At 71.9% G+C, this 24258-nt stretch carries 23 protein-coding genes and 1 pseudogene; 6 read left to right on the top strand and 18 right to left on the bottom strand.

Features of this window, described 5'->3' with window-relative positions; genetic code table 11:
- Nucleotide 1: 1 nt before the first annotated feature.
- From ABZS77_RS09800 to ABZS77_RS09780, 5 genes are read right to left on the bottom strand one after another with little or no spacing between them, the layout of a single operon-like run.
- Complete coding sequence (locus ABZS77_RS09800) at nucleotides 2-985, bottom strand: WYL domain-containing protein (protein ID WP_354820011.1); 984 nt, start codon at nucleotides 983-985, stop codon at nucleotides 2-4.
- 24 nt (nucleotides 986-1009) lie between these two features.
- Nucleotides 1010-1651: a response regulator transcription factor gene (locus ABZS77_RS09795; protein ID WP_354820008.1), complete on the bottom strand. Its 642-nt coding sequence runs from the start codon at nucleotides 1649-1651 to the stop codon at nucleotides 1010-1012.
- Nucleotides 1648-2916 (bottom strand): sensor histidine kinase, encoded by a 1269-nt coding sequence (locus tag ABZS77_RS09790; protein WP_354820005.1) that lies wholly within the window; start codon nucleotides 2914-2916, stop codon nucleotides 1648-1650. Before ABZS77_RS09790 ends, ABZS77_RS09795 begins: the two co-directional genes overlap by 4 nt.
- Nucleotides 2917-2927: 11 nt before the next feature.
- The gene (locus tag ABZS77_RS09785; RefSeq protein WP_354820002.1) at nucleotides 2928-3662 is read right to left on the bottom strand and encodes an ABC transporter permease; all 735 of its coding nucleotides are present in this window, start codon (nucleotides 3660-3662) and stop codon (nucleotides 2928-2930) included.
- A 13-nt stretch (nucleotides 3663-3675) separates the two neighbouring features.
- Nucleotides 3676-4584 (bottom strand): ABC transporter ATP-binding protein, encoded by a 909-nt coding sequence (locus ABZS77_RS09780; RefSeq protein ID WP_354819999.1) that lies wholly within the window; start codon nucleotides 4582-4584, stop codon nucleotides 3676-3678.
- A gap of 197 nt (nucleotides 4585-4781) precedes the next feature.
- Between ABZS77_RS09780 and ABZS77_RS09775 the strand changes: the two genes are divergently transcribed.
- Complete coding sequence (locus tag ABZS77_RS09775) at nucleotides 4782-5573, top strand: EI24 domain-containing protein (RefSeq protein ID WP_354819997.1); 792 nt, start codon at nucleotides 4782-4784, stop codon at nucleotides 5571-5573.
- A gap of 116 nt (nucleotides 5574-5689) precedes the next feature.
- On the opposite strand, the gene ABZS77_RS09770 is transcribed toward ABZS77_RS09775, so the two are convergent.
- The 8 genes and pseudogenes from ABZS77_RS09770 to ABZS77_RS09735 all read right to left on the bottom strand — a co-directional run bounded on the left by ABZS77_RS09770 (nucleotide 5690) and on the right by ABZS77_RS09735 (nucleotide 13469).
- On the bottom strand, nucleotides 5690-6586 hold the full coding sequence (locus tag ABZS77_RS09770) for a GNAT family N-acetyltransferase (RefSeq protein ID WP_354819994.1): 897 nt from the start codon (nucleotides 6584-6586) through the stop codon (nucleotides 5690-5692).
- Between the two features lie 19 nt (nucleotides 6587-6605).
- Nucleotides 6606-6740, bottom strand: a pseudogene (locus tag ABZS77_RS09765) (RidA family protein); the annotation flags it as partial.
- Nucleotides 6741-6923: 183 nt separating this feature from the next.
- Nucleotides 6924-7931, bottom strand: coding sequence for a LacI family DNA-binding transcriptional regulator (locus ABZS77_RS09760; RefSeq protein WP_354819992.1), 1008 nt, complete (start codon nucleotides 7929-7931; stop codon nucleotides 6924-6926).
- 21 nt (nucleotides 7932-7952) lie between these two features.
- Nucleotides 7953-9332 carry a GH1 family beta-glucosidase gene (locus ABZS77_RS09755; RefSeq protein ID WP_354819989.1) on the bottom strand — a complete coding sequence of 460 codons (1380 nt, stop codon included), beginning with the start codon at nucleotides 9330-9332 and terminating at the stop codon, nucleotides 7953-7955.
- On the bottom strand, nucleotides 9329-10162 hold the full coding sequence (locus tag ABZS77_RS09750) for a carbohydrate ABC transporter permease (protein ID WP_354819986.1): 834 nt from the start codon (nucleotides 10160-10162) through the stop codon (nucleotides 9329-9331). The genes ABZS77_RS09755 and ABZS77_RS09750 overlap by 4 nt, the downstream gene beginning before the upstream one ends.
- Complete coding sequence (locus tag ABZS77_RS09745; RefSeq protein ID WP_354819983.1) at nucleotides 10159-11151, bottom strand: sugar ABC transporter permease; 993 nt, start codon at nucleotides 11149-11151, stop codon at nucleotides 10159-10161. The genes ABZS77_RS09750 and ABZS77_RS09745 overlap by 4 nt, the downstream gene beginning before the upstream one ends.
- Before the next feature lie 70 nt (nucleotides 11152-11221).
- Nucleotides 11222-12529: an extracellular solute-binding protein gene (locus tag ABZS77_RS09740; RefSeq protein ID WP_354819980.1), complete on the bottom strand. Its 1308-nt coding sequence runs from the start codon at nucleotides 12527-12529 to the stop codon at nucleotides 11222-11224.
- A 181-nt stretch (nucleotides 12530-12710) separates the two neighbouring features.
- A complete protein-coding gene (locus ABZS77_RS09735) occupies nucleotides 12711-13469 on the bottom strand; it encodes a maleylpyruvate isomerase family mycothiol-dependent enzyme (protein ID WP_354819977.1) in 759 nt (252 codons plus the stop codon).
- Between the two features lie 69 nt (nucleotides 13470-13538).
- Between ABZS77_RS09735 and ABZS77_RS09730 the strand changes: the two genes are divergently transcribed.
- On the top strand, nucleotides 13539-14621 hold the full coding sequence (locus tag ABZS77_RS09730) for a UDP-N-acetylmuramate dehydrogenase (RefSeq protein ID WP_354819974.1): 1083 nt from the start codon (nucleotides 13539-13541) through the stop codon (nucleotides 14619-14621).
- Nucleotides 14622-14623: 2 nt separating this feature from the next.
- Here the strand turns inward: ABZS77_RS09730 and ABZS77_RS09725 are convergent, their stop codons facing one another.
- Nucleotides 14624-15412, bottom strand: coding sequence for a class I SAM-dependent methyltransferase (locus ABZS77_RS09725; RefSeq protein WP_354819971.1), 789 nt, complete (start codon nucleotides 15410-15412; stop codon nucleotides 14624-14626).
- Between the two features lie 7 nt (nucleotides 15413-15419).
- On the bottom strand, nucleotides 15420-16187 hold the full coding sequence (locus ABZS77_RS09720; RefSeq protein ID WP_354819968.1) for an SDR family oxidoreductase: 768 nt from the start codon (nucleotides 16185-16187) through the stop codon (nucleotides 15420-15422).
- A gap of 98 nt (nucleotides 16188-16285) precedes the next feature.
- Here ABZS77_RS09720 and mshA point away from each other — a divergent pair, with 98 nt between their 5' ends.
- The 3 genes from mshA to ABZS77_RS09705 all read left to right on the top strand — a co-directional run bounded on the left by mshA (nucleotide 16286) and on the right by ABZS77_RS09705 (nucleotide 19531).
- Nucleotides 16286-17755, top strand: coding sequence for a D-inositol-3-phosphate glycosyltransferase (gene mshA, locus ABZS77_RS09715; protein ID WP_354820479.1), 1470 nt, complete (start codon nucleotides 16286-16288; stop codon nucleotides 17753-17755).
- A 57-nt stretch (nucleotides 17756-17812) separates the two neighbouring features.
- Nucleotides 17813-18328, top strand: a complete 516-nt coding sequence (locus ABZS77_RS09710) for a YbjN domain-containing protein (RefSeq protein WP_354819965.1) — start codon at nucleotides 17813-17815, stop codon at nucleotides 18326-18328.
- Nucleotides 18329-18652: 324 nt separating this feature from the next.
- Entirely contained in the window at nucleotides 18653-19531 is an 879-nt protein-coding gene (locus tag ABZS77_RS09705; protein ID WP_354820476.1) for a hypothetical protein, read from the top strand.
- Between the two features lie 393 nt (nucleotides 19532-19924).
- Here ABZS77_RS09705 and ABZS77_RS09700 read toward each other — a convergent pair whose 3' ends face one another.
- Nucleotides 19925-21208, bottom strand: a complete 1284-nt coding sequence (locus ABZS77_RS09700; protein ID WP_354819962.1) for an MFS transporter — start codon at nucleotides 21206-21208, stop codon at nucleotides 19925-19927.
- Nucleotides 21209-21255: 47 nt separating this feature from the next.
- The gene (locus ABZS77_RS09695) at nucleotides 21256-22539 is read right to left on the bottom strand and encodes an MFS transporter (protein ID WP_354819959.1); all 1284 of its coding nucleotides are present in this window, start codon (nucleotides 22537-22539) and stop codon (nucleotides 21256-21258) included.
- Nucleotides 22540-22692: 153 nt separating this feature from the next.
- On the opposite strand from ABZS77_RS09695, the gene ABZS77_RS09690 reads away from it, so the two are divergent.
- On the top strand, nucleotides 22693-23460 hold the full coding sequence (locus tag ABZS77_RS09690; RefSeq protein ID WP_354819956.1) for a phosphoglyceromutase: 768 nt from the start codon (nucleotides 22693-22695) through the stop codon (nucleotides 23458-23460).
- Between the two features lie 60 nt (nucleotides 23461-23520).
- Here ABZS77_RS09690 and phoU read toward each other — a convergent pair whose 3' ends face one another.
- The gene (gene phoU, locus ABZS77_RS09685; RefSeq protein WP_354819953.1) at nucleotides 23521-24174 is read right to left on the bottom strand and encodes a phosphate signaling complex protein PhoU; all 654 of its coding nucleotides are present in this window, start codon (nucleotides 24172-24174) and stop codon (nucleotides 23521-23523) included.
- Nucleotides 24175-24258: the final 84 nt, after the last annotated feature.

The raw sequence follows: 24258 nt of genomic DNA, 5'->3' as shown, positions 1-24258 counted from the left end.
GTCACGGGCGGGCCGGGTCGACATAGCGCGCGGCGGCCCGCCGCGCCGCGTCCGCCATCCGTTCCCGTAGCTCCGGCGGGTCGAGCGCCTCCACCTCAGGCCCCAGCGCCAGCAGTTGGGCGTAGGCGACCTCGACCGACTCGACGGGCAGCCGGGTGACCGTCCAGCCCTGCTCGTCGGGGTCGCCGGCGGCGGCGAGCACCTCGTCGTACACGAAGGGGGCCTCGACCAGGTGTCGGAGCTGGCGCAGGCCGGCGGGGCTGAGCCGGACGGTGACCTCGGCCCGCAGCATGGTCCGCAGGAACGACCCGGCCTGCTCGCGCCAGTACCCGGCCAGGTCGAAGTCCTCGTCCCGGTCGAAGCTGTCCTCGCCGACCTCGACCCCGGTCACCCGGTCCACCCGGTAGGTGCGGGTGTCCCCGCCGACCCTCCCGACCAGATACCAGACCCCACTCTTGAGCACCAGCCCGTACGGCTCGACCCGCCGGGTGACCTCCCGCTCGCCGCGCCGGTACCGCACCTGTACCACCCGGTCCCGCCAGACCGCGCGGGCCAGCTCGCCGAGCCCCGACGGTGGGGCCGCCTCCCGGAACCAGCCCGGCGCGTCCAGGTGGAAGCGTTGCCCGACGTGCGCGGGGGCGTCCCGCAGCGCGGGCGGCAGCGCGGCGAGCACCTTCAACTCGGCCCCCGCGACCGCGTCGGCGAGCCCCATCTCACCGGCCGGACCGGGCAGGCCGGAGAGGAAGAGCGCCTCCGCCTCGTCCCGGGTCAACCCGGTCAACCTGGTGCGGTAGCCGCCGAGCAGTCGGTAGCCGCCGGCCCGCCCCCGGTCGGCGTACACCGGCACCCCGGCCGCGGAGAGCGCCAACACGTCCCGGTAGACGGTGCGCTCGGATACCTCCAGCTCCCGGGCCAACTCGCCAGCCGTCATCGACCCGCGCGCCTGCAACAGCAGCAGCAGGGAGATCAGTCGGGACGCGCGCACCCGCCCATCCTGCCCGGCCCCCACTCACCGACCGCCGGGGGTCAGCAACCCCCTGTCGTACGCGGTGGCCACCGCGGCGGCCCGGTCGTTGACCCCGAGCTTGGCGTACACGTGCAGCAGGTGCGTCTTGACGGTGGCCTCGCTGATGAACAGCCGAGCCGCCGCCTCCCGGTTGGAGGCACCGCGGGCCACCAGGGTGAGCACCTCCAGCTCGCGCTGGCTGAGCGGCTCCTCGACCGGCGCGCGCAGCCGGCCCATCAGCCTGCCGGCGACACTCGGCGCGAGCACCGACTCGCCCCGGGCGGCGGCCCGTACCGCGCGGACCAGCTCCTCGCGTGGCGTGTCCTTCAGCAGGTAGCCGGTGGCACCGGCCTCGATCGCCGGCAGCACGTCCGCGTCCGTGTCGTACGTGGTGAGCACCAGCACCCGGGCGGTGTTGCCGGAGCGGGCCAACCTGCCGATGGCCGTCACCCCGTCCATCCCGGGCATCCGCAGGTCCATCAGCACCACGTCCGGCCGCAGCGTCGCGACCAGGGCCAACGCCTCCGAGCCGTCAGCGGCCTCGCCGACCACCTCGAACCCCGGGTCGCCGGTGAACATCCCCCGCAACCCGTCCCGCACCACCGGATGGTCGTCGACGATCAGCAGCCGGATCGGGGCGGTCAACCGGCACCGCCCGGCAGCGCGGGGACGGACGCCGAAACGGCGGTGCCCCCTCCCGGCTCGGATTCGACAGCCAACTCGCCACCGACCCGGGTCACCCGCTGCCGCATGGCGGTCAGCCCGTACCCGCCGCCCGGCTCGCGGGGCGTCGGCTGAACGGTGACGTCGAACCCCGCCCCGTCGTCACGGACGTCGAGCGTGACCACGTCAGTCATGTACGACAGGGTCAGCCCCACCCGTGACGCGGCGGCGTGCCGGGCCACGTTGGCCAGCGCCTCCTGGGCGGCCCGCAGCAGTGTCACCTCGATCTCCGGGTGCAGGGGTCGGGGCGTACCGGTGGTGGCGACCTCGGCCCGTACCCCGTTCAGAGCCGACCAGCGCCCGCCCAGCTCGACGAGCGCGTCCGGCAGCCGGGCCGTCTCCAACGTCTCCGGGCGGACGGCCCGCACCGACCGGCGGGCCTCGGTGAGGCTCTCCCGGGCCAGTGCGAGCGCGTTGTCGACGTGCCGCCGCCAGTCGGCGGAGCGGTCGCGGGTCTGCTCGGCCGCCTCCAGTTGGGTGATGATCCCGGTCAGTCCCTGGGCCAGGGTGTCGTGGATCTCCCGCGCCATCCGTTGGCGCTCGTCCAGCACGCCGGCCTCCCGTGCCTGGGTGAGCAGTTGGGCGTGCAGCCCGGCGTTCTCGCGGACCGTCTCGGTGAGTTGCCGGTTGGCCTCGCCGAGTTCCGCCATCAGTCGTTGGCGTTTGGCGTCCTCCTGTTCGGCGATCATCGCGAACCAGCTCACCGAGCCGGCCACCACCAGGTTGAAGAGCACCAGCAGCAGCCAGAGCGGCCAGTGCGCGATCGCTATCGCCAGGCCACCGCCCTGGGAGGTGGCGATGAGGGCGGCCGTGGCTGTCACCCCTGCGATCCGCCAGCGCCTGGGCAGGACCGGAAAGGCGTGGATGTAACCGATCCAGGCGAAGAGGCCGTACCACGGGCTGGCCGCCACCAGTGCGGCGCTGAACGTGGTCAACCCGGCGTAGTAGACCGCCATCGGCTTGCGCCGGCTCTGCCATTCCGGGTGCAGGGTGACGAACCAGGCGACCCAGCATCCGGCCGCGACAGCGACGGCGAGGGTGGGCAACACTCCGAGGCCGTGGGGTGCCGGTGCGAGGAGGGCCAGCAGGGTGCCCAACGCCAGCCCGCCGTAGGGAACCACGCGGTAGAGGAGCGCCTCGTGCTGCCGCCACCTGGTCAGACGGTCTTGGGCACCGCTGCTGGTCATCGCATCTCCGCTCACTCCCAGCGGAACAGTTTCGCCGCGCTGGCGCCGGCCGCCACGGCGATCACCGCCATTATCGCCAGGTGCAGCGGCTGCGGCGACGGGCCGGTCCAGGCGTCGAGGAGCGCCTGCACTCCGGGCGGCGTGTAGTCGCCGATCCGCGCCACGGCGTCCGGTAGCAGGAACCGGGGCAGGTAGACCCCGCCGAAGAACATGGTGAGCAGGAACAGTGGCACGGCCAGGGCCTGAGCGGCCTTCGTCGTCCGGGCCACGGCGGCGACCAGCAGCCCGAGTGCCAGCAGCGCCGCAGTGCCGAGGACGAACGCCAGGGCGAAGCCGAGCGGGTGCCGGGGGAACGGCACCCCGAACGCCAACCGGCCGACGACGATGAGCAGCAGCGCGCTTGCCAGGATCGCGGCCAGGGCCACCACCAGCTGGGCGGCGAGCAGCGCCGCCGGATGCGCCGGAGTGGTCGCCAGCCGACGCAGCACGCCGCGTTCCCGGTAGGTGGCCATCGCCATCGGCATCGTGTTCACCCCCACCATGGCCAGGGTGACCACCAGCAGTGACGGTGCGAAGTAGTTGACGAAGGTCTGCCCGTCGAAGTTCGGATCCGGCTCGCGGAGCGAGGGGACGAACCCGAGCACCACCAGGATCAGGGTGGGCAGCCCCACGATGGTGAGCAGGGTCGGTAGGTCCCGCAGGTAGAGCCGCGCCTCGATCCTCAGGATCTGCCGGAAGGCGTGCATGCTGTGCCCCTCTTCAGTCGGCGGGCCGGTGCCCGGTCAGCTCGACGAAGGCGTCGTCGAGGGTGGACTGCTCCAGCCGCAGGTCGGCGGCGACGATCTGGTGGCGGGCGAGCACCGAGGTGACGGCGTGCAGCAGGTCACCGGTGCCGGTCACCACCACCTGGCCGCCGGTGTGCTGCACGGCGGAGACCTCGGGCAGGTCGGTGAGGAGCTGGTCGTCGACCGGCGCCGACGGCCGGAACCGGATCCGCTGCTCCGGAGCCACCGCCGACACCAGGCCCGCCGGGCTGTCCAGGGCGACGACCCGGCCACTGTCGATGACCGCGACCCGGTCGCAGAGCCGCTCGGCCTCCTCCATGAAGTGGGTGACCAGCACGATCGTCACCCCGCTGTCCCGGACCTGCTCGATGAGACCCCAGGTGTCCCGGCGGGCCTGCGGGTCCAACCCGGTGGTCAGCTCGTCGAGGATCGCGATCTCCGGGTTGCCGACCAGGGCCAGCGCGATGGAGAGCCGTTGCTTCTGACCGCCGGAGAGCTTCTTGTACGCGGTGTTCCGCTTCTCGCCCAGGCCCAGCTTGTCGATCAGCGCCGCCGGGTCGGCCGGGTTGCGGTAGAACGAGGCGTACAGCTCCAGCGCCTCCGCCACCCGCAGCCGGTCCGGCAGTTGGCTCTCCTGGAGTTGCACCCCGACCCGCTGCCGGAGCTGCGCCGCGTCCCGGCGGGGGTCGAGCCCGAGGACCGACACCCCGCCCCCGTCGGGGACACGCAGCCCGGCGACACACTCCACGGTGGTGGTCTTCCCGGCGCCGTTCGGGCCCAGGACGCCGAAGATCTCGCCGGGCTCCACAGTGAACGACACGTCCTCCACGGCGACCAGATCGCCGTACCGCTTCCTCAGGTGGGTCACCTCGATGACCGACATCGTGCCGCCCTTCGCCGCTGTCCTCGTACCCCTCAAGGGTTGTCGGGGTGACCCGGCGGCGAATCGACTGGTCGGCGATGATCCCCGGCGTTCCCGGTGGATCATCCACGTCCGCCAACCGGTTGATGTGGACGCGAGGAGTCGCTGCTAGGGCTCCACCCGGCGGACCGGTTCACCGGTCGATAGGCTGCTCGATCGTGGATGTCAGCAGAGTCGCCAGCCCGGTCACCGGAGTCGTCGGACGCTTCTTCGCCGGTGCGGGGCTGCTCCTGCGCGGGCTCGGCCTGTACGTCCGCAGCCCGGGGCTGATGCTGCTCGGCATCGTGCCGGCGCTGATCTCCGGTGTCCTCTTCCTGGCCGCGCTGGCCACCCTCGTGTACTTCGTGGACGACCTCGCCGCCCTGGTCACCCCGTTCGCCGACGACTGGTCGAAGACGGGCCGCAGCCTGGTCCGGGTGATCGCCGGACTGGCCTTCCTGGGGCTCGGTGGCCTGCTCGGCGTGCTCACCTTCACCGCCGTCACCCTGGTCATCGGCGACCCCTTCTACGAGAAGATCTCCGAGCGGGTGGAGGAGCGGCTCGGCGGCACCCCCGAGGCGGTGGACGTGCCCTTCTGGTCGTCGCTGCGCCGCAGCCTCGCCGACTCGGTACGCCTGGTGGCGCTCACCGCGCTCGTCGGTATCCCGCTCTTCCTCGCCGGTTTCATCCCGGTGGTCGGCCAGACGGTCGTCCCGGTGATCGGGGCGGCGGTCGGTGGCTGGTTCCTCGCCGTGGAGCTGGTCGGAGCGCCGTTCTACAGGCGCGGGATGCGGCTGCCGCAGCGGCGGACGATCCTGAAGGCGGACCGCCCGGCGGCGCTGGGCTTCGGGGTGGCGGTCTTCCTCTGCTTCCTCATCCCGCTGGGTGCGGTGCTGATCATGCCGGCGGCGGTCGCCGGCGCGACCCTGCTGGCCCGCCGGTCGTTGGGCCAGTCGACCGAGGAGCACTGACATGCGGGTCACCCTTGTCGAGGGGGACATCACCACCGAGCGGGTGGACGCCATCGTGACCGGCCGGCGAGGACCGGTCGGCGGCCACGGCCCGCCGGGTCTTCGACGAGGGGTGATCAGGTCAGCTCGGTCAGGCAGGACCACTGCGCGGCGACCGGCCGGTAGCCGAGCCGGGCGTTGATCGCGAGCATCGGCGCGTTCGCCTCGTCGTTCGAGGTGTACGCGATCCGTACGCCGGCAGCGGCGGCCCTGTGCAACGCCGCGGTCTTCGCCAGGCGGGCCAGCCCACGCCCCCGGTACGCCGGCACGCTGCCGGTGTAGTCCGACCACATCCGGTCCCCGTCCCGCTTCACGAGACTGAACGCGGCCACCTCGCCACCGGACACGGCGGCGGTGCTTGCCGCCTTGTCCAGGCCGAGGTTGTCCCAGACGTCGTACTGCCAGCTCTCGTAGCTCTTCGCGTCGACAGGTACGTCGCCGGGCTCGTCGACCGCCGACGCCACGTCCGCCGCGTACAGCAGGTGCGGGTCGAGGTCGGCGATCGGTAGGAGGCGTACGCCCGGGGGCGGCACCGGCAGTGCGGGTGCCGGGTTCAGGTCCAGCGCCGAGTAGCGGACCTCGCGGCTGACCGTGAAGCCGTGCCGCCTGGCGAACCCCAGCGAGTCGGTCTGCGCCATGGTGCGTACCCGACGGACCCCGAGCGGGCCGAGGTGGTCGGTCGCGGCCTTCAGCAGCGCCGTTCCGATGCCGCGCCGCCGCCAGTCCGGGTGTACGTGCAGCAGGTTGATGTCACCGAAGTCCGCGGCCGCCGTCGTGCCTGTCGGTTCGGCGGACGTCCACCCGACCACCCGACCGGCGTCCTCGGCCACGAAGGCGGTCCAGCCACCGTGCGGCGGCGGGTCGGTCAGCATCTTGCGGGTCGACTCGACCCCGCGCACCAGGTACGGGTGGACGACCGCCCGCAGGGCCACCACGGCGGGGGCGTCGTCCGGCTGTGCCAGTCGGATGCGCATGTCAGGCCTGCGCCCGTACGGCGGCGGTGCGGCCCTCGGCGTCGAGCGGGCACGCACCTGCGGTGAAGACCAGTCGGGCGGGTGGCTCGACGGTGGCCGCGTACGCGTACTCGGCGAGGGCGGGGACGTGTAGCAGCGCGACGGGATCCGGCATGCCGGCGAGGCTAGCCATGATCCCCTGGCGGGGCGACGCATTAAGCGCCGGCTCTCCGCTGTCGCCCGGTGGGGCAGGCAACAACTTCAGGGAAACAGTGGGATCCCGGCGCTCCGAGGCCACAATTTCCCTGAAGTTGTGCGGATCTTGCAGCGCGAGCCCGAGCGCGTGCGGTAGGGCGGGTCAGGCGGACTCGCGCAGGATCAGCTCGGTGGGGAGCATGACCGCCGGCTCGATGGTCTCCCCGGCGGCCAGCCGGAGCAGTTGGCGGGTCATCCGGCGACCGATCTCCACGATCGGCTGCCGGACGGTGGTCAGCGGCGGTTCGGTGTAGGCGGCGGTCTCGATGTCGTCGAAGCCGACCACCGCCACGTCCTCCGGCACGCGGCGGCCGGCCTCCCGGAGTGTCCGCATGGCGGCGTGCGCCATCAGGTCGGAGGCGGCGAAGACGGCGTCCAGGTCGGGGTGGTCGGCGAGCAGCCGTTGCATCGCCGCGCCCCCGGACTCCCGGGTGAAGTCACCGACGGCGACCAGCTCGGGCAGCCCGGCGGCGGCCATCGCGTCGCGGTAGCCGGTGAGCCGTTCGATGCCGGCGACCATGTCCTGCGGGCCGGCGATGGTGGCGATCCGTCGGCGACCGCTGTCGATCAGGTGTCGGACGGCAGCGGTGACCCCGGCGACGTGGTCGACGTCGACGTACGGCACGGGCACGTCGCCGAGCGGTCGGCCGCTGCACACCACCGGGATGCCGAGCCGGGCCAGGGTGCCGGGCAGCGGGTCGGCGCCGTGCAGCGACGCGAACAGCACCCCGTCGACGTGGCGGCCGGTGGTGTACCGCTCGACGCGCTGATGCCCGGCCGGGGAGCCGGCGAGCATCAGCACCAGCTGCTTGTCGGCCGCCTCCAGCTCCTGGCTGACGCCACGGATGATGCCGGGGAAGACCTGGTCGTCGGAGAAGACCCGGGTGGCCGCCTCCGGCATGACCAGGGCGATCGAGTCGGTCCGCTGGGTGACCAGGCTGCGGGCGGCCAGGTTGGGGACGTACCCCAGCTCGGCGACGGCCCGGTTGACGGCCTCGCGGATCGGCTCGGCGACGGTGGTGGAGCCGTTGACCACGCGGGAGACGGTGGCCCGGGAAACCCCGGCCCGCGCCGCCACCGCCTCAAGCGTCGGTCGGTGTGCGGTCGTCATCGCGACTCCTCCCCTCGCTCGTCACAGCCCGTTCCGGGAGATCACCTCCTGGTACCACCGGGCACTGGCCTTCGGTGTGCGCCGCTGGGTCAGGTAGTCGACGTGCACGATCCCGAACCGCTTGCGGTAACCCTCCGCCCACTCGAAGTTGTCCAGGAATGACCATACGAGATAACCGCGCAGGTCCACGCCCCGGGAGATCGCTTCGTGCGCGGCGCGCAGGTGCCCGTCGAGGTAGGCGATCCGATCGGCGTCGATCACCTGTGCCGGCCCGTCGGGCGAGTCGGCGCCCGGCTTGTCGGGGAACGCGGCCCCGTTCTCGGTGATCAGCAGCGGCACGCCCGGATAGTCGGTGGCGATCCGCTCCAGCAGCCGGGTCAGCCCGGCCGGTTCGATCATCCAGCCCATGTCGGTCAGTGGCCCGGTCGGCGGCACGAAGTGCACAGCGCCCTCGGTGCCCGGGTAGGCGGCGTTGCCGGCACCGTCGGGCCGGCCCGCCACGTAACCGGGCGCGTAGTAGTTGATCCCCAACAGGTCGATGGGTGCGGCGATCAGCTTCTCGTCACCGTCGCGGATGAATGTCGGCTCGACGATCCGCGCCACGTGCTCGCGGACGTCGTCGGGGTAGCCGCCCGCCAGCAGCGGGTCGAGGAAGATCCGGTTGTGCAGGCCGTCCACCAGGCGGACCGCGGCGGCGTCCGCCGCGCTCTCCGGGTCGGCCGGTCGCACGTCGGCCGGGTTGACGGTGATGCCGACGCTGCGCGCGCCGGCCGCCCGCAACGCCCGCGCCGCCAGGCCGTGCCCCAACAGCAGGTGGTGTACGGCGGTGAAGGCCGCCGCCGGGTCCTGCTCGCCCGGTGCGTGCACCCCGTTGCCGTACCCCAGGTACGCCGAGCACCACGGCTCGTTGAGCGTGGTCCACACGTCCACCCGGTCGCCGAGGCGGGCGTAGACGGCGGTGGCGTACGTGGCGAAGTGCTCGGCGGTGTCCCGGTTGGTCCAGCCGCCCCGGTCGCCGAGGGACTGCGGCAAATCCCAGTGGTAGAGGGTGACGATCGGGTCGATGCCCCGGGCGAGCAGCGTGTCGGTGAGCCGGTCGTAGAAGTCCAGACCGCGCGGGTTGGCCGGGCCGGTGCCGTCCGGCTGGATCCGCGGCCAGGCGACCGAGAAGCGGTACGCCCGCAGCCCCAGTTCGGCCATCAGCGCCACGTCGTCGGCGTACCGGTGGTAGTGGTCGCAGGCGACGTCGCCGGTGTGGCCCTGGTACACCTTTCCGGGCGTACGGCTGAAGGTGTCCCAGATGGACGGGCCTCGGCCGTCGTCGTGGGCGGCGCCCTCGATCTGGTACGCGGCGGTGGCCGCCCCCCAGAGGAAATGCTCGGGAAAACGGATGTCGTTCACGCCTTGACCGCACCTTCCATGATCCCGCCGATGATCTGACGGCCGAACAGCACGAAGACCAGCAGCAGAGGCAGCGTCGCGATGGCTGTCCCGGTGAACACCTGCGACATGTCCTGGTAGTAGCCGTCCGACAGCGCCCGCAGGGAGAGCTGCACTGTCGGGTTTGCCGGGTCGTTCAGCACAGCGTACGGCCACAGGAAGTCGTTCCAGGTGGTCATGAAGGTGAGTAGACCGAGTACGGCGGCGGCCGGGCGTAGCGCGGGAACCACCACGTGCCACCAGATCCGGGCGGTGCCGCAGCCGTCCATCCGGGCCGCCTCGATCAGTTCGTCGCTGATGGCCTGGCCGGCGTACTGCCGCATCATGAACACCCCGAACCCGGTGACCAGCACCGGGACGATGACCGCGGGCAGCCGGTCGTTCCAGTGCAGCTTGGTCATGAGCAGGTAGAGCGGGATCACGCCGAGTTGGGTCGGCACCATCATGGTCGCGATGATCACCAGCAGCAGGGCGTTGCGGCCCCGGAACCTGAGCTTGGCGAAGGCGAACCCGGCCAGGCTGGAGAAGAACACCACGGAGACCGTCACCGTGGTCGCGACGATCGCCGAGTTGATCAGACCGGTCAGGAAGTACGCGTCGGTGTTGTCGAACAGTCGGGCGATGTTCGCGCCCAGGTTGCCGCCGGGGGTGACCGGGGGTGGCAGTTGGCCCATCGCGTCGTTGCTGCGGCTGGCGACGACGAACATCCACCAGATCGGGAAGATCGACAGGACGGCGGCGAACACCAGGGCCAGGTAGGTGAGCGGGGTGGCCCGCCAGAGCCGGCTCATCGGGTGGTTCCCTTCCGGGCGCTGGGGCGCGCTCCACCGCCGAGTCGGCGCAGGATCAGCACGTTGACCGCCGCCACGATCGCGATGAGCGCGAAGAGCAGCCAGGCCACGGCCGAGCCGTACCCGAAGTTGTAGTGCGGGGCGAAGGCGTTCTCGAACATGTACATGGTCAGGGTCTGCGACTCGCGCAGCGGTCCGCCGCGGATCGGGTTGGTGCCGGAGTTGAACATCCGGGGCTCGGTGAAGAGTTGCAGGCCACCGATGGTGGCGATGATGGCGCAGAAGATGATCGTCGGTTTGAGCAGCGGCACGGTGACCGACCAGAACTGCCGGGCGCGGCTGGCGCCGTCGATCGCCGCCGCCTCGTACAGGTCGCGGGGGATGGCCTGCATCGCGGCGAGCAGGATCAGCGCGTTGTAGCCGGTCCACCGCCAGTCGACCATGGCGGAGATCGCCACCCAGGAGGCCACCCGGTTGGACTTCCAGCCGATCGGGTCCATCCCGACCATGTCGAGCAACCAGTTGATCATCCCGAACTCGCGGCCGAAGAGCACCCCGAAGACGATCGCCACGGCGGCCGTGGAGGTGACGTTCGGGACCAGCACCGCCATCCGCCAGCCGGTACGTGCCCGCAGCCCCCGGTTCAGGAGGTTGGCCAGCCAGAGCGCGGCGAGCAGCTGCGGCACCGTGGAGATCACGAAGATGCCCATCGTGTTGACCAGTGCGTGCCAGAAGTCGGGGTCGGCGAGCAGCCGGGTGTAGTTCTCCGCGCCGACGAACGGGTGGTCGGTGCCGAGCAGGTCCCAGTCGTGCAGCGACACCCAGAAGGTGTACGCCAGCGGGTACGCCCCGAAGACGCCGAAGATCAGGAAGAACGGGGCGATGTAGAGGTACGGCGAGAAGCGGGTGTCGAGGCGGCTGAACCGACCTCGGGGAGGCTGGGGTGGTGCCGGTACGACCGGCGGACGGGCGTCGAGCTGGACGGTCATGCCCGAGAACTCCTTTCCGTCGCGCGGGCGGGACCTCGGCTGCCGAGGCCCGCCCGCACGCTCGCTCGGGCTACTTGGCGGCGGCCTTCTTGGCGTTGTTCACCGCGTCCGTCCAGCCCTGGCCCGGGTTACGCTGGCCCAGCTCCACGGTCCGTACGGCGTTCTCCACCTCGGTGCGGACGGCCTGGTTCTTCGGGCCCATGTAGACCGGCTTGAGGCTCTTCGCGCCGCTGCCGAAGATGGTGCCGACCGGTGCGTCGGAGAAGTACGCGTTCTTCGCGCCGGTGATCGCCGGGTCGTCGAGCGCCTGCGGCGAGGAGGGCAGCGGGCCCTTGGCCTTGAACGCGCCGATCTGACCCTTGGCGCTGGTCAGGAACTTGGCCAGCTCGATCGCCTCGGCCTGGTGCTTGCTCTGCTTCGGCACGGCGAGGTGCGAGCCGCCCCAGTTGCCGCCGTTGCCGGGCACCCGGGCGATGTCCCACTTGCCCTGGGCGGTCGGGCCGGCGTTCGCCTCGATGACGCCGGTCATCCAGGCCGGGCAGGCGATGGTGGCGAACTTCGACTGCTTGAAGGCCGACACCCACTCCTCGGACCAGGAGCCGTACTTGCCGGAGAGGCCCGAGTCGATGATGTCCATCGTGGTGTCCCAGGCCTGCCGCACCGCCGGGTTGCTGTCGACGACCAGTTTCTCGCTGGTGTCGTAGTAGCTGTAGCCGGAGGAGTTGCCGGCGGTCTGGAGCAGGATGGTGTTGAAGGTGTTGGTGGCCGCGTCGAGGAAGGACGCCCCGGTCTTGGCCGCGGTGAACTTCTCGCCGGTGGCGATGTAGTCCTGCCAGGTGGGCCAGAGCTTGGACACCTCGTCCCGCTCGGTGGGCAGGCCGGCCTTGGAGAAGAGGTCCTTGCGGTAGCACATGGCGATGCCGCCGACGTCGGTGCCGAGGCCGATGAGCTGCTTGCCGTCGGCGGTCAGGCCGGCGTTCCACTTCCACTCGAGGAAGTTGCCCTTGAGGTCGGCGGCGCCGTGGTCCAGCAGGTTGACGAAGTTGCCGGGGTTGGCCTTGTACTCGACCAGTAGGCCCTCCTCGATGGCGACGACGTCGCCGGCGCCCCGGCCGGCGGCGAGCCACTGGGTGAGCTTCGGCGAGTACTCGTCGAGGTTGGTGCCGGTGCCGCGCTCGACGATCTTCACGTCGGGGTGCGCGGCCATGTACTCCTGGTAGAGCTGCTCGTAGCCGAACTGGCCGAAGACGTCGACGGTCAGCGTGACCGGTCCGTCCCCGCCCTGCTCGTCGCCGCTGCCGCAGCCGGCGGTGACGAGCAGGGCGGTGGTGGCGGCGAGGGCCACCGCTGCGAGGCGGCGGCGCGGGAAGACTGCCATGGGGATTCGGACCCCTCTCAAGGTGGTCGATGGCGGTATAGGTGAGAGAGCGCTCTCACACGAGGGTGGTGGCTAGGCCCGGCGCTGTCAAGAGAGCGCTCTCTCGAAGTTTCGGGAGAGCCCCGGGAACACGAACGCGGGCGTCACCCCGTGAGGTGACGCCCGCGCCGTGGCGGTCCGGTCAGCCGGTACGCAGACCGTCGAGCAGCGTGCGGTCCCCGGTGACGTCCAACGTCTCGAAGCTCACCCGACCCCAGAGCGCCAGCAGCAGATCGCTCGCGGTGCCGGTGACGTGCGCGCGGGCGTGGTGATCGTCGTGGTCGAGGATGGTCGCCGTGTCCAGCAGCGCCACCCCCTCACCGCGCAGCCGCAGATACCACTCCTGATCCGCGTCGGTCGCCGCGAGCTGCACCACGCCGTGCCAGTCGCCCGGCACCTGCCGCCGGCCCGCCGGCAGCCAGGTGTCCAGCACTTCGCTCACCCCGTCCGCCGCGAGCTTCGCCTCCACCGGCTCACCGGCGGCGATGGCGAGCTGCGCGTCCCAGCGGTGCACAGCCGTCTCGTGCGCCATCCGGCGCGGCCAGAAGCCCGCCCGCTTCGGCTGCGGGGCCCAGTTCCACGCCGGCGCCTCCGGGTCGAGGCCGTCGAAGAGGGTCATCACCTTGTCGTAGCCCTGCTGCCAGAACTGCAACGGGCTCACACCGGGCGCCAACTCGACAGGCTCCCGGCGGGGCGGAGTGCTCGTCACACCGGAACCGGCGAACGAAGAAACCCAATGGTAGATACCGGCGAGGTGCAAAGTGAGATCGTTGACCGTCCAGCCCGGACAGGACAGCACCGGTGTCTCCGGCGGGGCCTCGGCCACCGCCGCGGCGAAGGCGGGCCCCTCCGCTCGGAGCGCACCGATCCAGAAATCCTTGCTGCCCTGCAGTCTGCTCATCGCCATCCTCCCGGGGGTGCCGGGCGACCAGTGGGTGCCACGGCTACTCCTCAGCCTAAGGTGAAAGACGTGTCAGACGCCTACGCCCAGCCGACAACCGAAGCCGATCGTGCCATCCCTGGTCCACTGGCCAGCTACACCACGCTGCGGATGGGCGGGCCGGCCGGGCGGATCGTGGCCGCGACCAGCGCCGACGAGATCGTCCGGGCCGTCCGGGCCGCCGACGACCCGATCCTCGTCCTGGCCGGCGGCAGCAACGTGGTGATCAGCGACACAGGCTTCGCCGGCACCGTCGTGCTGGTGCGCTCCCGGGGCCTGCGGGTCGTCGCCGAGGACGCCACCTCGGTCACCGTACGTGTCGAGGCCGGCGAACCATGGGACGACCTGGTCGCCGCCACCGTCGCCAACGGCTGGGCCGGCCTGGAATGCCTCTCCGGCGTCCCCGGGTCGACCGGCGCGACCCCGATCCAGAACGTCGGCGCGTACGGCCAGGAGGTCGCCGAGACGATCACCGGAGTCGAGGTGTACGACCGGGCCGAGGGCACCCGCTCCCTCATCCCCGCCGCCGACTGCGGATTCGCCTACCGGGGCAGCATCTTCAAGTACCGGGACCGCTGGGTGGTGCTGTCCGTCGACTTCCGGCTCACCCGGTCCCCGCTCTCCGGCCCGGTCCGGTACGCGGAACTGGCCCGGGCGCTCGGCGTCGAGGTCGGCGATCGGGTGGCACTCGCCGACGCCCGCGCGGCGGTGCTGCGCCTGCGCGCCGGCAAGGGCATGGTGCTCGACGCCACCGACCCGGACACCCGCTCGGTCGGGTCCTTCTTCACCAACCCGGTGCTCGACCTGGCGACGTACGAGTCGCTCCGGGAACGCGCCGCCGACCTGGGCGACCCGCCGAGCTGGCCCGGCGCCGACGGCATGGTCAAGGTGAGCGCGGCCTGGCTGATCGACAAGGCCGGCTTCGCGAAGGGGCACCCCGGCCCGGACGGCGTGGCCATCTCCGGCAAGCACACCCTGGCCCTCACCAACCACAGCGGCACGGCCAGCACGGCTGACCTGCTGACCCTGGCCGCCACCATCCGCGACAAGGTGCACGCCCGCTTCGGCGTAACCCTGCACCCAGAGCCGGTCCTGATCAACTGCACCCTCTAGCGTCAGGGGAGGGGCCAGGGGAGGGTCAGTTCGCCCTGGCGCCAGCGTTTCGGGGTGTGCAGGACGGGCCAGCCGGTGTTCTTCAGGTGGGTCACCGCCCGCACCCAGCGTTGGCGGGGGCCGAAGGTGGCGTACGGGGCGGCGGTCTGCCAGGCGTCGTCCAGGGCCCGGATCAGGTGGTGCACCGGTTCACCGGGGACGTTGCGGTGGATCAGCGCCTTGGGTAGCCGCTCGGCCAGCTCGGCCGGGCTGCCCAGCGTGGTGAGCTTCGCGGCCAGGGTCAACGTGCGGGGGCCGTCCGCGTCGATCAGCAGCCAGCTGGCGAGTCGTCCCAGCTCGTCGCAGGTGCCCTCGACGAGCGCCCCGCCGGGGGCGAGCGCGGCGGTCATCGTCCGCCAGGCGACGGTCACCTCGGCCTCGTCGTACTGGCGCAGGACGTTGAACGCGCGGACCAGCACCGGCCGGAGCCCGGCCAGCTCGAACCCGCCGCGGGCGAAGGTCAGCCCGGGTGGGTCGGCGGCCGGGGCCGCGGCGGCCACCCGGGCCGCGTCGATCTCCAGCCCGACCAGGCGTACGTCGGGACGTACCGCCGCGGCCAGCCGGGCCCGCAACTCCACAGCCGTCACCGGGGTCGCGCCGTAGCCGAGGTCCACCACCAGCGGGTCGGACGCCGCCGCCAGCCGGTCGGCGCAGGTGGCGACGATCCAGTTGTCCACCCGGCGGAGCCGGTTCGGGTTGGTGGTGCCCCGGGTGACCACGCCGAGCGGCCGGTGCCGCGCTGCCCCGCTCATGCCGGCCTCACTGACCGGTTCGGTGCACCTTGTGCTGGGCTGCCTGGGCGCGGGGCCGGACCACCAGCCGGTCCACGTTGACGTGCTGGGGGCGGGTGGCGCACCAGGCGATGCAGTCCGCCACGTCGTCGGCGACGAGCGGGTCGGACACTCCGGCGTAGACGGCGGCGGCCCGGTCGGCGTCGCCGTCGAAGCGGACCAGCCCGAACTCGTCGGTCCTGACCATGCCCGGGTCGATCTCGACGACCCGCAGCGGCCGGCCGCACAGCTCCAGCCGGAGCGTGCCGGCGACGGCGGTCTGCGCGTGCTTCGCGGCCGTGTACCCGCCGCCGCCCTCGTAGACGGTCAGGCCGGCGGTGGACGAGACCACCACGATGGTGCCGCCGCCGGACGCCTCCAGCGCCGGCAGCAGCGCCTGGGTGACCCGGAGGGTGCCGAGCACGTTCACGTCGTACATCCACTGCCAGTCGTCGATCGAGCCGGACTCCACCGGGTCCAGTCCTCGTGCCCCGCCGGCGTTGTTGACCAGCAGGGTGACCGGGCCGGGTGCCTGCGCGGCGGCGTCGGCCAGCCCGGCGACCGACTCGTCGGAGGTGACGTCACAGGTCACCGCGGTGGCCTGGCCGCCGGCGGAGGTGATCTCCGTGACGAGGTCGGCGAGCCGGTCGGCGCGGCGGGCGGCGGCGAGTACGTGGAAACCCTCGGCGGCGAGTCGACGGGCGGTGGCCGCGCCGATCCCGCTGGACGCTCCGGTGACGATGGCGACAGAGGTCATCGGGTCATTGTCACCCTGACCGCGCGGACACCTCCGACCGGGCGTGGGGGGGATCGGCGGGTGTCCGGTGATGAGGTCCGTCACCCCGGGCGGCCGTGCTGGCGCATTTCCGTAGCCCGATGGGGAAGATGACATCCGGCGCACAGGTTGACCGAGAAGCGCCGGTCGTGCGAGACGGCATCAACCGTGGCGAAGGAGCGGACGTGGCGGACATGCACACCGGCGTCGGTCGTCAGCGAGGTGCCCGACCGTGGCCCCGGCCCCGTCGGATCGCCACCCTGTCGGTGCACACGTCACCGCTGCACCAGCCCGGCACGGGTGATGCCGGTGGGATGAACGTCTACATCCTGGAGGTCGCCCGGCGGTTGGCCGAGGCCAACGTCGAGGTGGAGATCTTCACCCGGGCCACCTCCGGCGACCTGCCCCCGGTGGTGGAGATGGCCCCCGGCGTGCAGGTCCGGCACATCACCTCCGGGCCGCTGGAGGGGCTGACCAAGGAGGAGCTGCCCGGTCAGCTCTGCGCCTTCACCGCCGGTGTGCTGCGGGCCGAGGCGTCCCGCCCGCCCGGCCACTACGACCTGATCCACTCGCACTACTGGCTCTCCGGCCAGGTCGGCTGGCTGGCCAAGGAGCGCTGGGGCGTGCCGCTTGTGCACACCGCGCACACCCTCGCGAAGGTCAAGAACGCCCAGCTCGCGGCCGACGACAGGCCGGAGCCCAAGGCCCGGGTGATCGGCGAGGAGCAGGTGGTCGCCGAGGCGGACCGGCTGGTCGCCAACACCCGGGTGGAGGCCGCCGACCTCGTCGAGCGGTACGACGCCGACCCGGCCCGCGTGAGCGTGGTGCAGCCGGGCGTCGACCTGGACCGGTTCCGCCCCGCGCCGGGCGAGCGGTCCGTGGCCGCCCGCGCGGCCCGCCGCCGGCTGGGCCTTCCGGTCGAGGGGTACGTGGTTGCCTTCGTCGGTCGCATCCAGCCGCTCAAGGCTCCCGACGTGCTGATCCGGGCGGTTGCCGCGCTGCGCCGACGTGATCCGGCGTTGGCCGCCCAGGTGACAGTGGTGATCTGCGGTGGGCCCAGTGGCAGCGGCCTGGACCGGCCGACCGCGTTGATCGAGCTGGCCGCCACGCTCGGGGTGACCGACCGGGTGCGGTTCCTGCCGCCGCGTACCGGGGACGATCTTCCGGCGCTGTACCGGGCCGCCGACGTGGTCGCGGTGCCGTCGCACAACGAGTCCTTCGGGCTGGTGGCGCTGGAGGCGCAGGCCTGCGGTACGCCGGTGCTGGCGGCCGCCGTGGGCGGGCTGGTCACCGCCGTACGCGACCAGGTCAGCGGGGTGCTGATCGACGGGCACGACCCGGTGGACTGGGCCCTCGCGTTGGGCCGTCTACTGCCCGACGCGGCCCGGCGCGCAGCCCTGGCCCGGGGCGCCGAGCAGCACGCCCGGCACTTCTCCTGGGAGCGGACTGTCGCCGGTCTGCTCGACGTGTACGGCGAGGCGATCGCCGTGCACCGCACCCGTCTCGCCGCCGACCTGGTTGCCGATCCGGCGCTCTCCTGCTCCTGGTGACCGGTGCCGGCGGCCGTCACCGGGTGCGCTGGCCGGGTCGGTCGTAGAGTGGGTCCGGTGAGCCCGAAGAGCGATCTTGCGAGCCTTATCGAGTCGGTCTGCGCCGAGCGGGACCTGGCCTGGGAGTCGACCGGTCCCGGCTCATACGCGGTGACCCTGCCGGGCACCCACAAGCTCAAGACGATCTGCAACCTGATCGTCGGTGAGCACGCGCTGCGGGTGGAGGCGTTCGTGATGCGCCAGCCGGACGAGCGGCGCGAGGAGCTGTGGGCGTGGCTGTTGCAGCGCAACGCCCGCATGTACGGCGTCTCGTTCTCCACCGACGCGGTCGGCGACGTGTACCTGACCGGGCGGGTCAACCCCGCCGGCGTGGACGCCGACGAGCTGGACCGGCTGCTGGGGTCGGTGCTCACGTACGCCGACGAGTCCTTCGACACCATGCTGGAGATCGGCTTCGGCAGCTCCATCCGGCGTGAGTACGAGTGGCGGGTCAAGCGCGGCGAGTCGACCGCGAACCTGGCCGCGTTCGCCCATCTCTTCGAGCCCTCCGGGTCGGGCCCCGACCCGACCTGACGCATCCGGTCCGCCACCTGTGGTTCGGAGTGCTCCTGACGGGTATGCCGCCCCGCGCGGTGCGGCAGGGACCCCCGCGCGCCGAGGACGGAGTGTCGAGGAGCGGAGCGTCCCATGGCTCAGCGGAACAGCTCGGGTCGCGGCGGAACTGCGACCAGGACCAAACGGCAGGCCGGTAACCAGACGCCGGGTACCCCTGGAGTCTCCGAGTCGGAGATCTCCCGGATGCGGGTGGACGACATCCGGGGGCAGTTGCGCAAGCGCGGCGTCTCCGGGATCTCCGCCCTGCGTAAGCCGGAACTGGTGAAACAGCTGGTGCGTTCGATGCGGGCCGGCTCGGGCCGGGGCAGCACCGGTCCGGCGGGTCGGGCCGGCGGCACCAGGGCGTCAGCGGGTCGCGCCGGCGCGACGAAGAAGGCGGCGGCCCGGCCGGCGTCGAGCCGCGCGAAGGCCGCGCCGGCGAACAAGAGCGCGCCGGCGAAGCGCGCCGCGGCGAAGAAGACCACCGCGGCGAAGCGGACCCCTGCGGCGAAGAAGACCACCGCGGCGAAGCGGACCACGGCGGCGAAGCGAACTCCCGCGGCGACGCGGACCACGGCGGCGAAGCGGACCACGGCGGCGAAGCGGACCACCGCGGCGACGCGAACTCCCGCGGCGAAGAAGACCACGGCGGCGCGCACGTCGACGGCCGCGAAGCGGACCACGGCGACGGCCCGTACCGCGTCCGCGCGCAAGGCGCCGGCGAAGAAGGCCCCGGCCCGCCCGGCGGCGGGGCGGGCGGCGCCCGCGAAGCGCGCGGCGACCCGGTCGACAGCCGGTACGACGGCGGGTGGGATCCGGACCGGGCGGGGCACCGGCCGGTCGGTCCGCAGCTCGCAGGTGATCTCGTCGATCGCGGATCGGCCGGAGCGGCCGGGACGGAGCCTGATCACGGCCAACCACGAGGTGATCCAGCGGTGGGCCCGGGAGCGTGGTGCGAAGCCGGCCACCATCGCCGGTACCGAGCGGGATGGCCGGGCCGGGGTGCTGACGTTCAACATTCCCGGGTACCGGGAGAGCAGCCGGATCCGGGAAATCACCTGGGATGAGTGGTTTCACACGTTCGACCTGCGACGGCTGAACCTGATCTATCAGGAGCAGATGCGGGACGGCCGGCAGAGCAATTTCTTCCGGACCGAGTCACCCGATCGGGAAGACGGCTGACGTGTTTGTGGGAATGCCGCGGGGGTATGCGGCTGTTGCCAGAGAGCGACGCCCGAACTGGGGATACTCGCCAGTTGTGATGGGCGAGACAGCCGGTCTGGGTTGAATCCAGAATCCGGGCGAACTAACTTTATTGCACCGCACCACGCTTGGAAACGTTCGGGGGAGCGGCGGATCGATCAGATCCGCGCACCAGGCGAGGTGCGAGGGGACGGGTGGACAAACCGTTGGGGGACGGTGGCCACCTGTTTGGACCGGCGGCGTGAGCGGGCGATGCTTACGGGGGTGAGTGTTGCCCGCCGCCGCCGGCCCCACCGGCGGGCGCCCACCATGACCTTCGGGACGTGGTGGGCGCTTTGCGTCGCGCGTACCCCATTGGTGTGAGCGGCCGGCTCACCTGGCCGGCACACGGTCGGCGGGTGCCGCCGGCTCCCGGCCGGCGGCCCGGCGCAGCGCGGCGACGTGCCGCTCCCGGGGCGGCCCGGCGAGCAGGTGACCGAGCGCCGCCAGCAGCCCCAGCCCGCCCACGATGAGCCAGTGCCGGTCACCGAGGTACTGCAGGCTCACCCCGCCGAGCGTGGGGGCGACGAACGCGGCGGCCGGAAACGTCAGGTAGAAGACCGACTGGTAGCGAGCCCGCAGGTGCGCGGGCGCGAGGTCGGCGTTGATCTGCGCGTTGGGTGGGGCGGCGAGCATCGAACCGACGGTCCAGATCACGGCGGCGCCGAGGTAGACCGCGAGCTCGTCGGCGAAGGCGAGCGCGCCGAAACCGAGCGCGAGCAGGGCTGTGGAGACCGCAAGCACCACGTCCTTGCGGTGCCTGTCGATCAGCCGGGGCACGAACAGTTGCCCGATGACGATCAGCGCGCCGCCCAGGGCGACCACCACCCCGTACGCCGACGGGCCCAGGCCGTCCGAGCGCATCGCCAGCGGCATGATCGTCGAGGTCTGCAGGGTGAGGACCGCCAGCACGAAGGTGAGCCCGACGAAGATCAGGAACGTCCGGTCGGTGAGCGCGGTGCGCAGACCGGGACGCCGGGACCGGCCGGACCCGGTCGGCGGTCCGAGGTCGACTGTCGGCGCTGCCCGCCGCAGGGTCTCCGGCACCTTCCAGCCGATCACGACGGCAGCGGTCAGGGTGGCGCCCGCGTCGACGAGGAACAGCGCGGTGAAACTGGCCTCGGCCAGCACCCCGGCGAGCAGCGAGGCGACCGCCATGCCCAGGTTGAACGCCCAGAACTGGAGGTTGAACGCGCGGGAGCGGCGGTGCGCGGGCACCACGTCGACGATCGCCGCGACGAAGGCCGGGCTGGGCATCGAGTGCACGACGCCGACCAGCGCGGACAGCACCGCGATCAGTACCAGTGGGCGGCTGAACGCCAGCGCCGCCATCAGGCCCGCGGTGACCAGGTGCGCGGCGAGCAGGGTGGACCGGCGACCCCACCGGTCGGCCAGCACCCCGCCGAGCAGCACGCCCACGGCCCCACCGGCGCCGTACGCGCCGACGACCGTGCCGGCCAACGCCTCGCTGGCTCCGCGCGCGTCGGTGAGGTAGAGCGACAGGAAGAGCATCGCGAACGCGCCGGCCCGGTTGATGAGCAGGCCGGCCCAGAGGTACCAGAAGGTAACGGGGAGCCCACCGGCGGTGTCGTCCCACCAACGGCGCAACGCCCGCACCTCGACCTCCCGACAGTTCAGCTTCCTAGCAGTAGCGGGAGCGTCGGTCAGGCGACCGCCTCGGTGGGCTGTGCCGCCCGGTTGGTGCCGACCGGTGCCAGCGCCTCGCCGGAGCGCCGCAGGTCAGCGGCCCGCCGCTCCCGGGCCGGCCCGGACACCAGGTGGGCCACTGCGGTCAGCGCGCCGATCACCGCGCAGGCGTACCAGAGCGTGTCGTTGCCGGCGTGCTCGCGCACCAGGCCACCGAGGATCGGCGCGCTGGCACCCGCGATCTGCCAGGAGAGGGAGAAGACGCCCTGGTAGCGGCCGCGCAGCTCGGCCGGCGACAGCTCGGCGATCAGGGTGGAGTTCGACGGTGAGTTCAGCATCTCGCCGACCGTCCAGATCAGCACGGTGAGGCCGTAGAACCAGGGGGTGCCGGCGAACGCCGTCAGCCCGAAACCGACGCCCATCACCACGGCGGCCAGCGCCAGCACGTGGGAGCGGCTGCGGCCCCTGATCAGCCGGGGCACGAAGAGCTGCCCGACCACGATCAGGACGCCGTTGAGCGCGATCACCGAGCCGTAGGTGGCCGGGCTGAGACCGTCGTCGCCCATGGCGATCGGCAGCATGGAGATGTGCTGGAGGAAGACCAGCGCGGCGAACAGGTTCAGCGCCACGAACCCGAGGTAGACGCGGTCGCTGAGGATCGTCCGCAGGGCGCCGCGCGGGGCCCGCGCCGTGACACCGGCGGCGGGTCCGGCCTCCCGGGTCTCCGGCACCCTGACGAAGATGATCAGCGCGGTGATCAGCATGGTGCCGGCGTCGACCACGAACAGCAGCAGGTAGTCCGCCTGCGCGGCCAGGCCGGCGAGGATCGCCGCGCAGGCGAAGCCGAGGTTGACCGCCCAGTAGTTGAGCGAGAACGCCCGCAGCCGGTCCTTCGCCGGCACCACGTCGATCATCATGGCGCCGAACGCGGGTCGGGCCGCCTCGGCGAACAGGCCGAGCAGCAGGGCGCCCAGCGCCACCGCCCACAGGTCCCGGGCCAGGCCGAGCGCGAGCATCATGGCCGCCGCGCCGACATGGGCGGTGAGGAGCGTGGGCCGGCGTCCCCACCGGTCGGCGAGCGTCCCGCCGGCGGTGGTCCCGACCGCGCCGCCGACGCCCCACAGGCCGAGCACCAGGCCGGCCTGGGAGGCGGAGAACCCGCGTTCCTGGGTGAGGTAGATGGCGAGGAAGACGAGGACGAACGAGCCGAGCCGGTTGATCAGGGTGCCGGTCCACAGGTACCAGAAGGTGGTCGGCAGGCCGCCGGTGGTGTCCCGGAACCAGCTCCGCATCGTCCGCATATGGTGCCCCCGCTTGCAAGTAATGACCGCTGTGACTCCAGCGCCTTACAACCCTAGTGCTGGCCGGATTCGCCGGTCACCAGCTTTTTCACGTGGTGGTCGTCACGACGGGTGCCCGCGTGTCCCGCCCCCGGTTGGTGCAGGATGATCCGCATGACTGCGAGCGAGGGGCCCACCATCGGGACGCTGGTCCTGCTGCGGCACGGTGAGAGCGACTGGAACGCCAAGAACCTCTTCACCGGCTGGGTGGACGTTGACCTGACCGAAAAGGGCGAGGGCGAGGCGCGGCGCGGCGGCGAACTGCTGCGCGAGCACGGCCTGCTGCCGGACGTCGTACACACCAGCGTGATGCGCCGGGCGATCCGCACCGCCGAGTTGGCGCTGAACGCCGCCGACCGGCACTGGATCGCGGTACGCCGGTCCTGGCGGCTCAACGAGCGGCACTACGGCGCCCTCCAGGGCAAGAACAAGAAGCAGACCCTCGACGAGTACGGCGAGGAGCAGTTCATGCTCTGGCGCCGCTCGTACGACACCCCGCCGCCGCCGATCGCCGACGACGACGAGTGGTCGCAGGTCGGCGACCCGCGGTACGCGCTGCTGCCGACCGAGCTGATGCCGCGTACCGAGTGCCTCAAGGACGTCGTCGAGCGGATGCTGCCCTACTGGTACGACTCGATCGTGCCGGACATCCTGGCCGGCCGGACGGTGCTGGTGGCCGCGCACGGCAACTCGCTGCGTGCCCTGGTCAAGCACCTCGACCAGATCTCCGACGAGGCAATCGCCAAGCTGAACATCCCGACCGGCATCCCGCTGCGCTACGACCTCGACCCGCAGCTGCGTCCGCTCAGCCTGGGTGGCACGTACCTCGACCCGACGGCGGCGAAGGAAGCCGCCGCCGCGGTCGCCAACCAGGGCCGCTGAGCTGAAAGGAAGGGCCCCTTGTTATCGCTTCAGCGATAACAAGGGGCCCTTCCTTTCACGTCAGTTGCTGGTGGGCGCGCTCTGTCCGGTGATCAGGTAGATCACGTGCTCGCCGGCGTTGACCGCGTGGTCGGCGAAGCGCTCGTAGAAGCGCCCCAACAGGGTGGCGTCGATCGCGGTCTCCACCCCGTACGGCCAGTCGTCGCCGAGCAGCACCGAGAACAGGCTCTTGTGCAGCTCGTCCATCGCGTCGTCGTCGCGGTCCAGTTCGCCGGCGAGGTCGGCGTCGGGCTTCGCCAGCACCGAACCGATCTTCGCCGCCATCCGGTCGGCGATCTCGGACATCTCGGTGAAGACGGTGCGCAGCTCCGCCGGCACGGCGGGCGATGGGTGCCGGCGCAGCGCCGTCTTCGCCACGTGGTCGGCGAGGTCACCCATCCGCTCCAGGTCGGCGGCCACGTGCAACGCGGTGATCATCGCCCGCAGGTCGGAGGCCACCGGCGCCTGCCGAGCGAGCAGGTCGCAGACCCGCTCCTCGACGTGCCGGTAGAGGTCGTCGATCTCGGCGTCCCGCTCGATGACCGTCTCGGCGGCCTGCCGGTCGGCGGTGAGCAGGGCCCGGGTGGCCTGGCGCATGGCGGCGCGGACGCCCTCCGCCATGTCCACCAGCAGTTGGCTGACGATCTGGAGGTCGGCCCGGAACTCGTCGCGCATCATCACGTCCTGTGGTCGGTCGCCGCCGACGGGGTGCCGGCGCTGTGTTGAGCAGGTGCGACGCCCACGGTAGGTGGCGCGGAC

This window comes from Micromonospora sp. NPDC005298 (assembly GCF_040607375.1).
In the GTDB taxonomy this organism is placed as follows: domain Bacteria; phylum Actinomycetota; class Actinomycetes; order Mycobacteriales; family Micromonosporaceae; genus Micromonospora.
The sequence above is the reverse complement of the archived record's forward strand: the minus strand, read 5'-3'. Positions and strand labels throughout refer to the sequence as shown.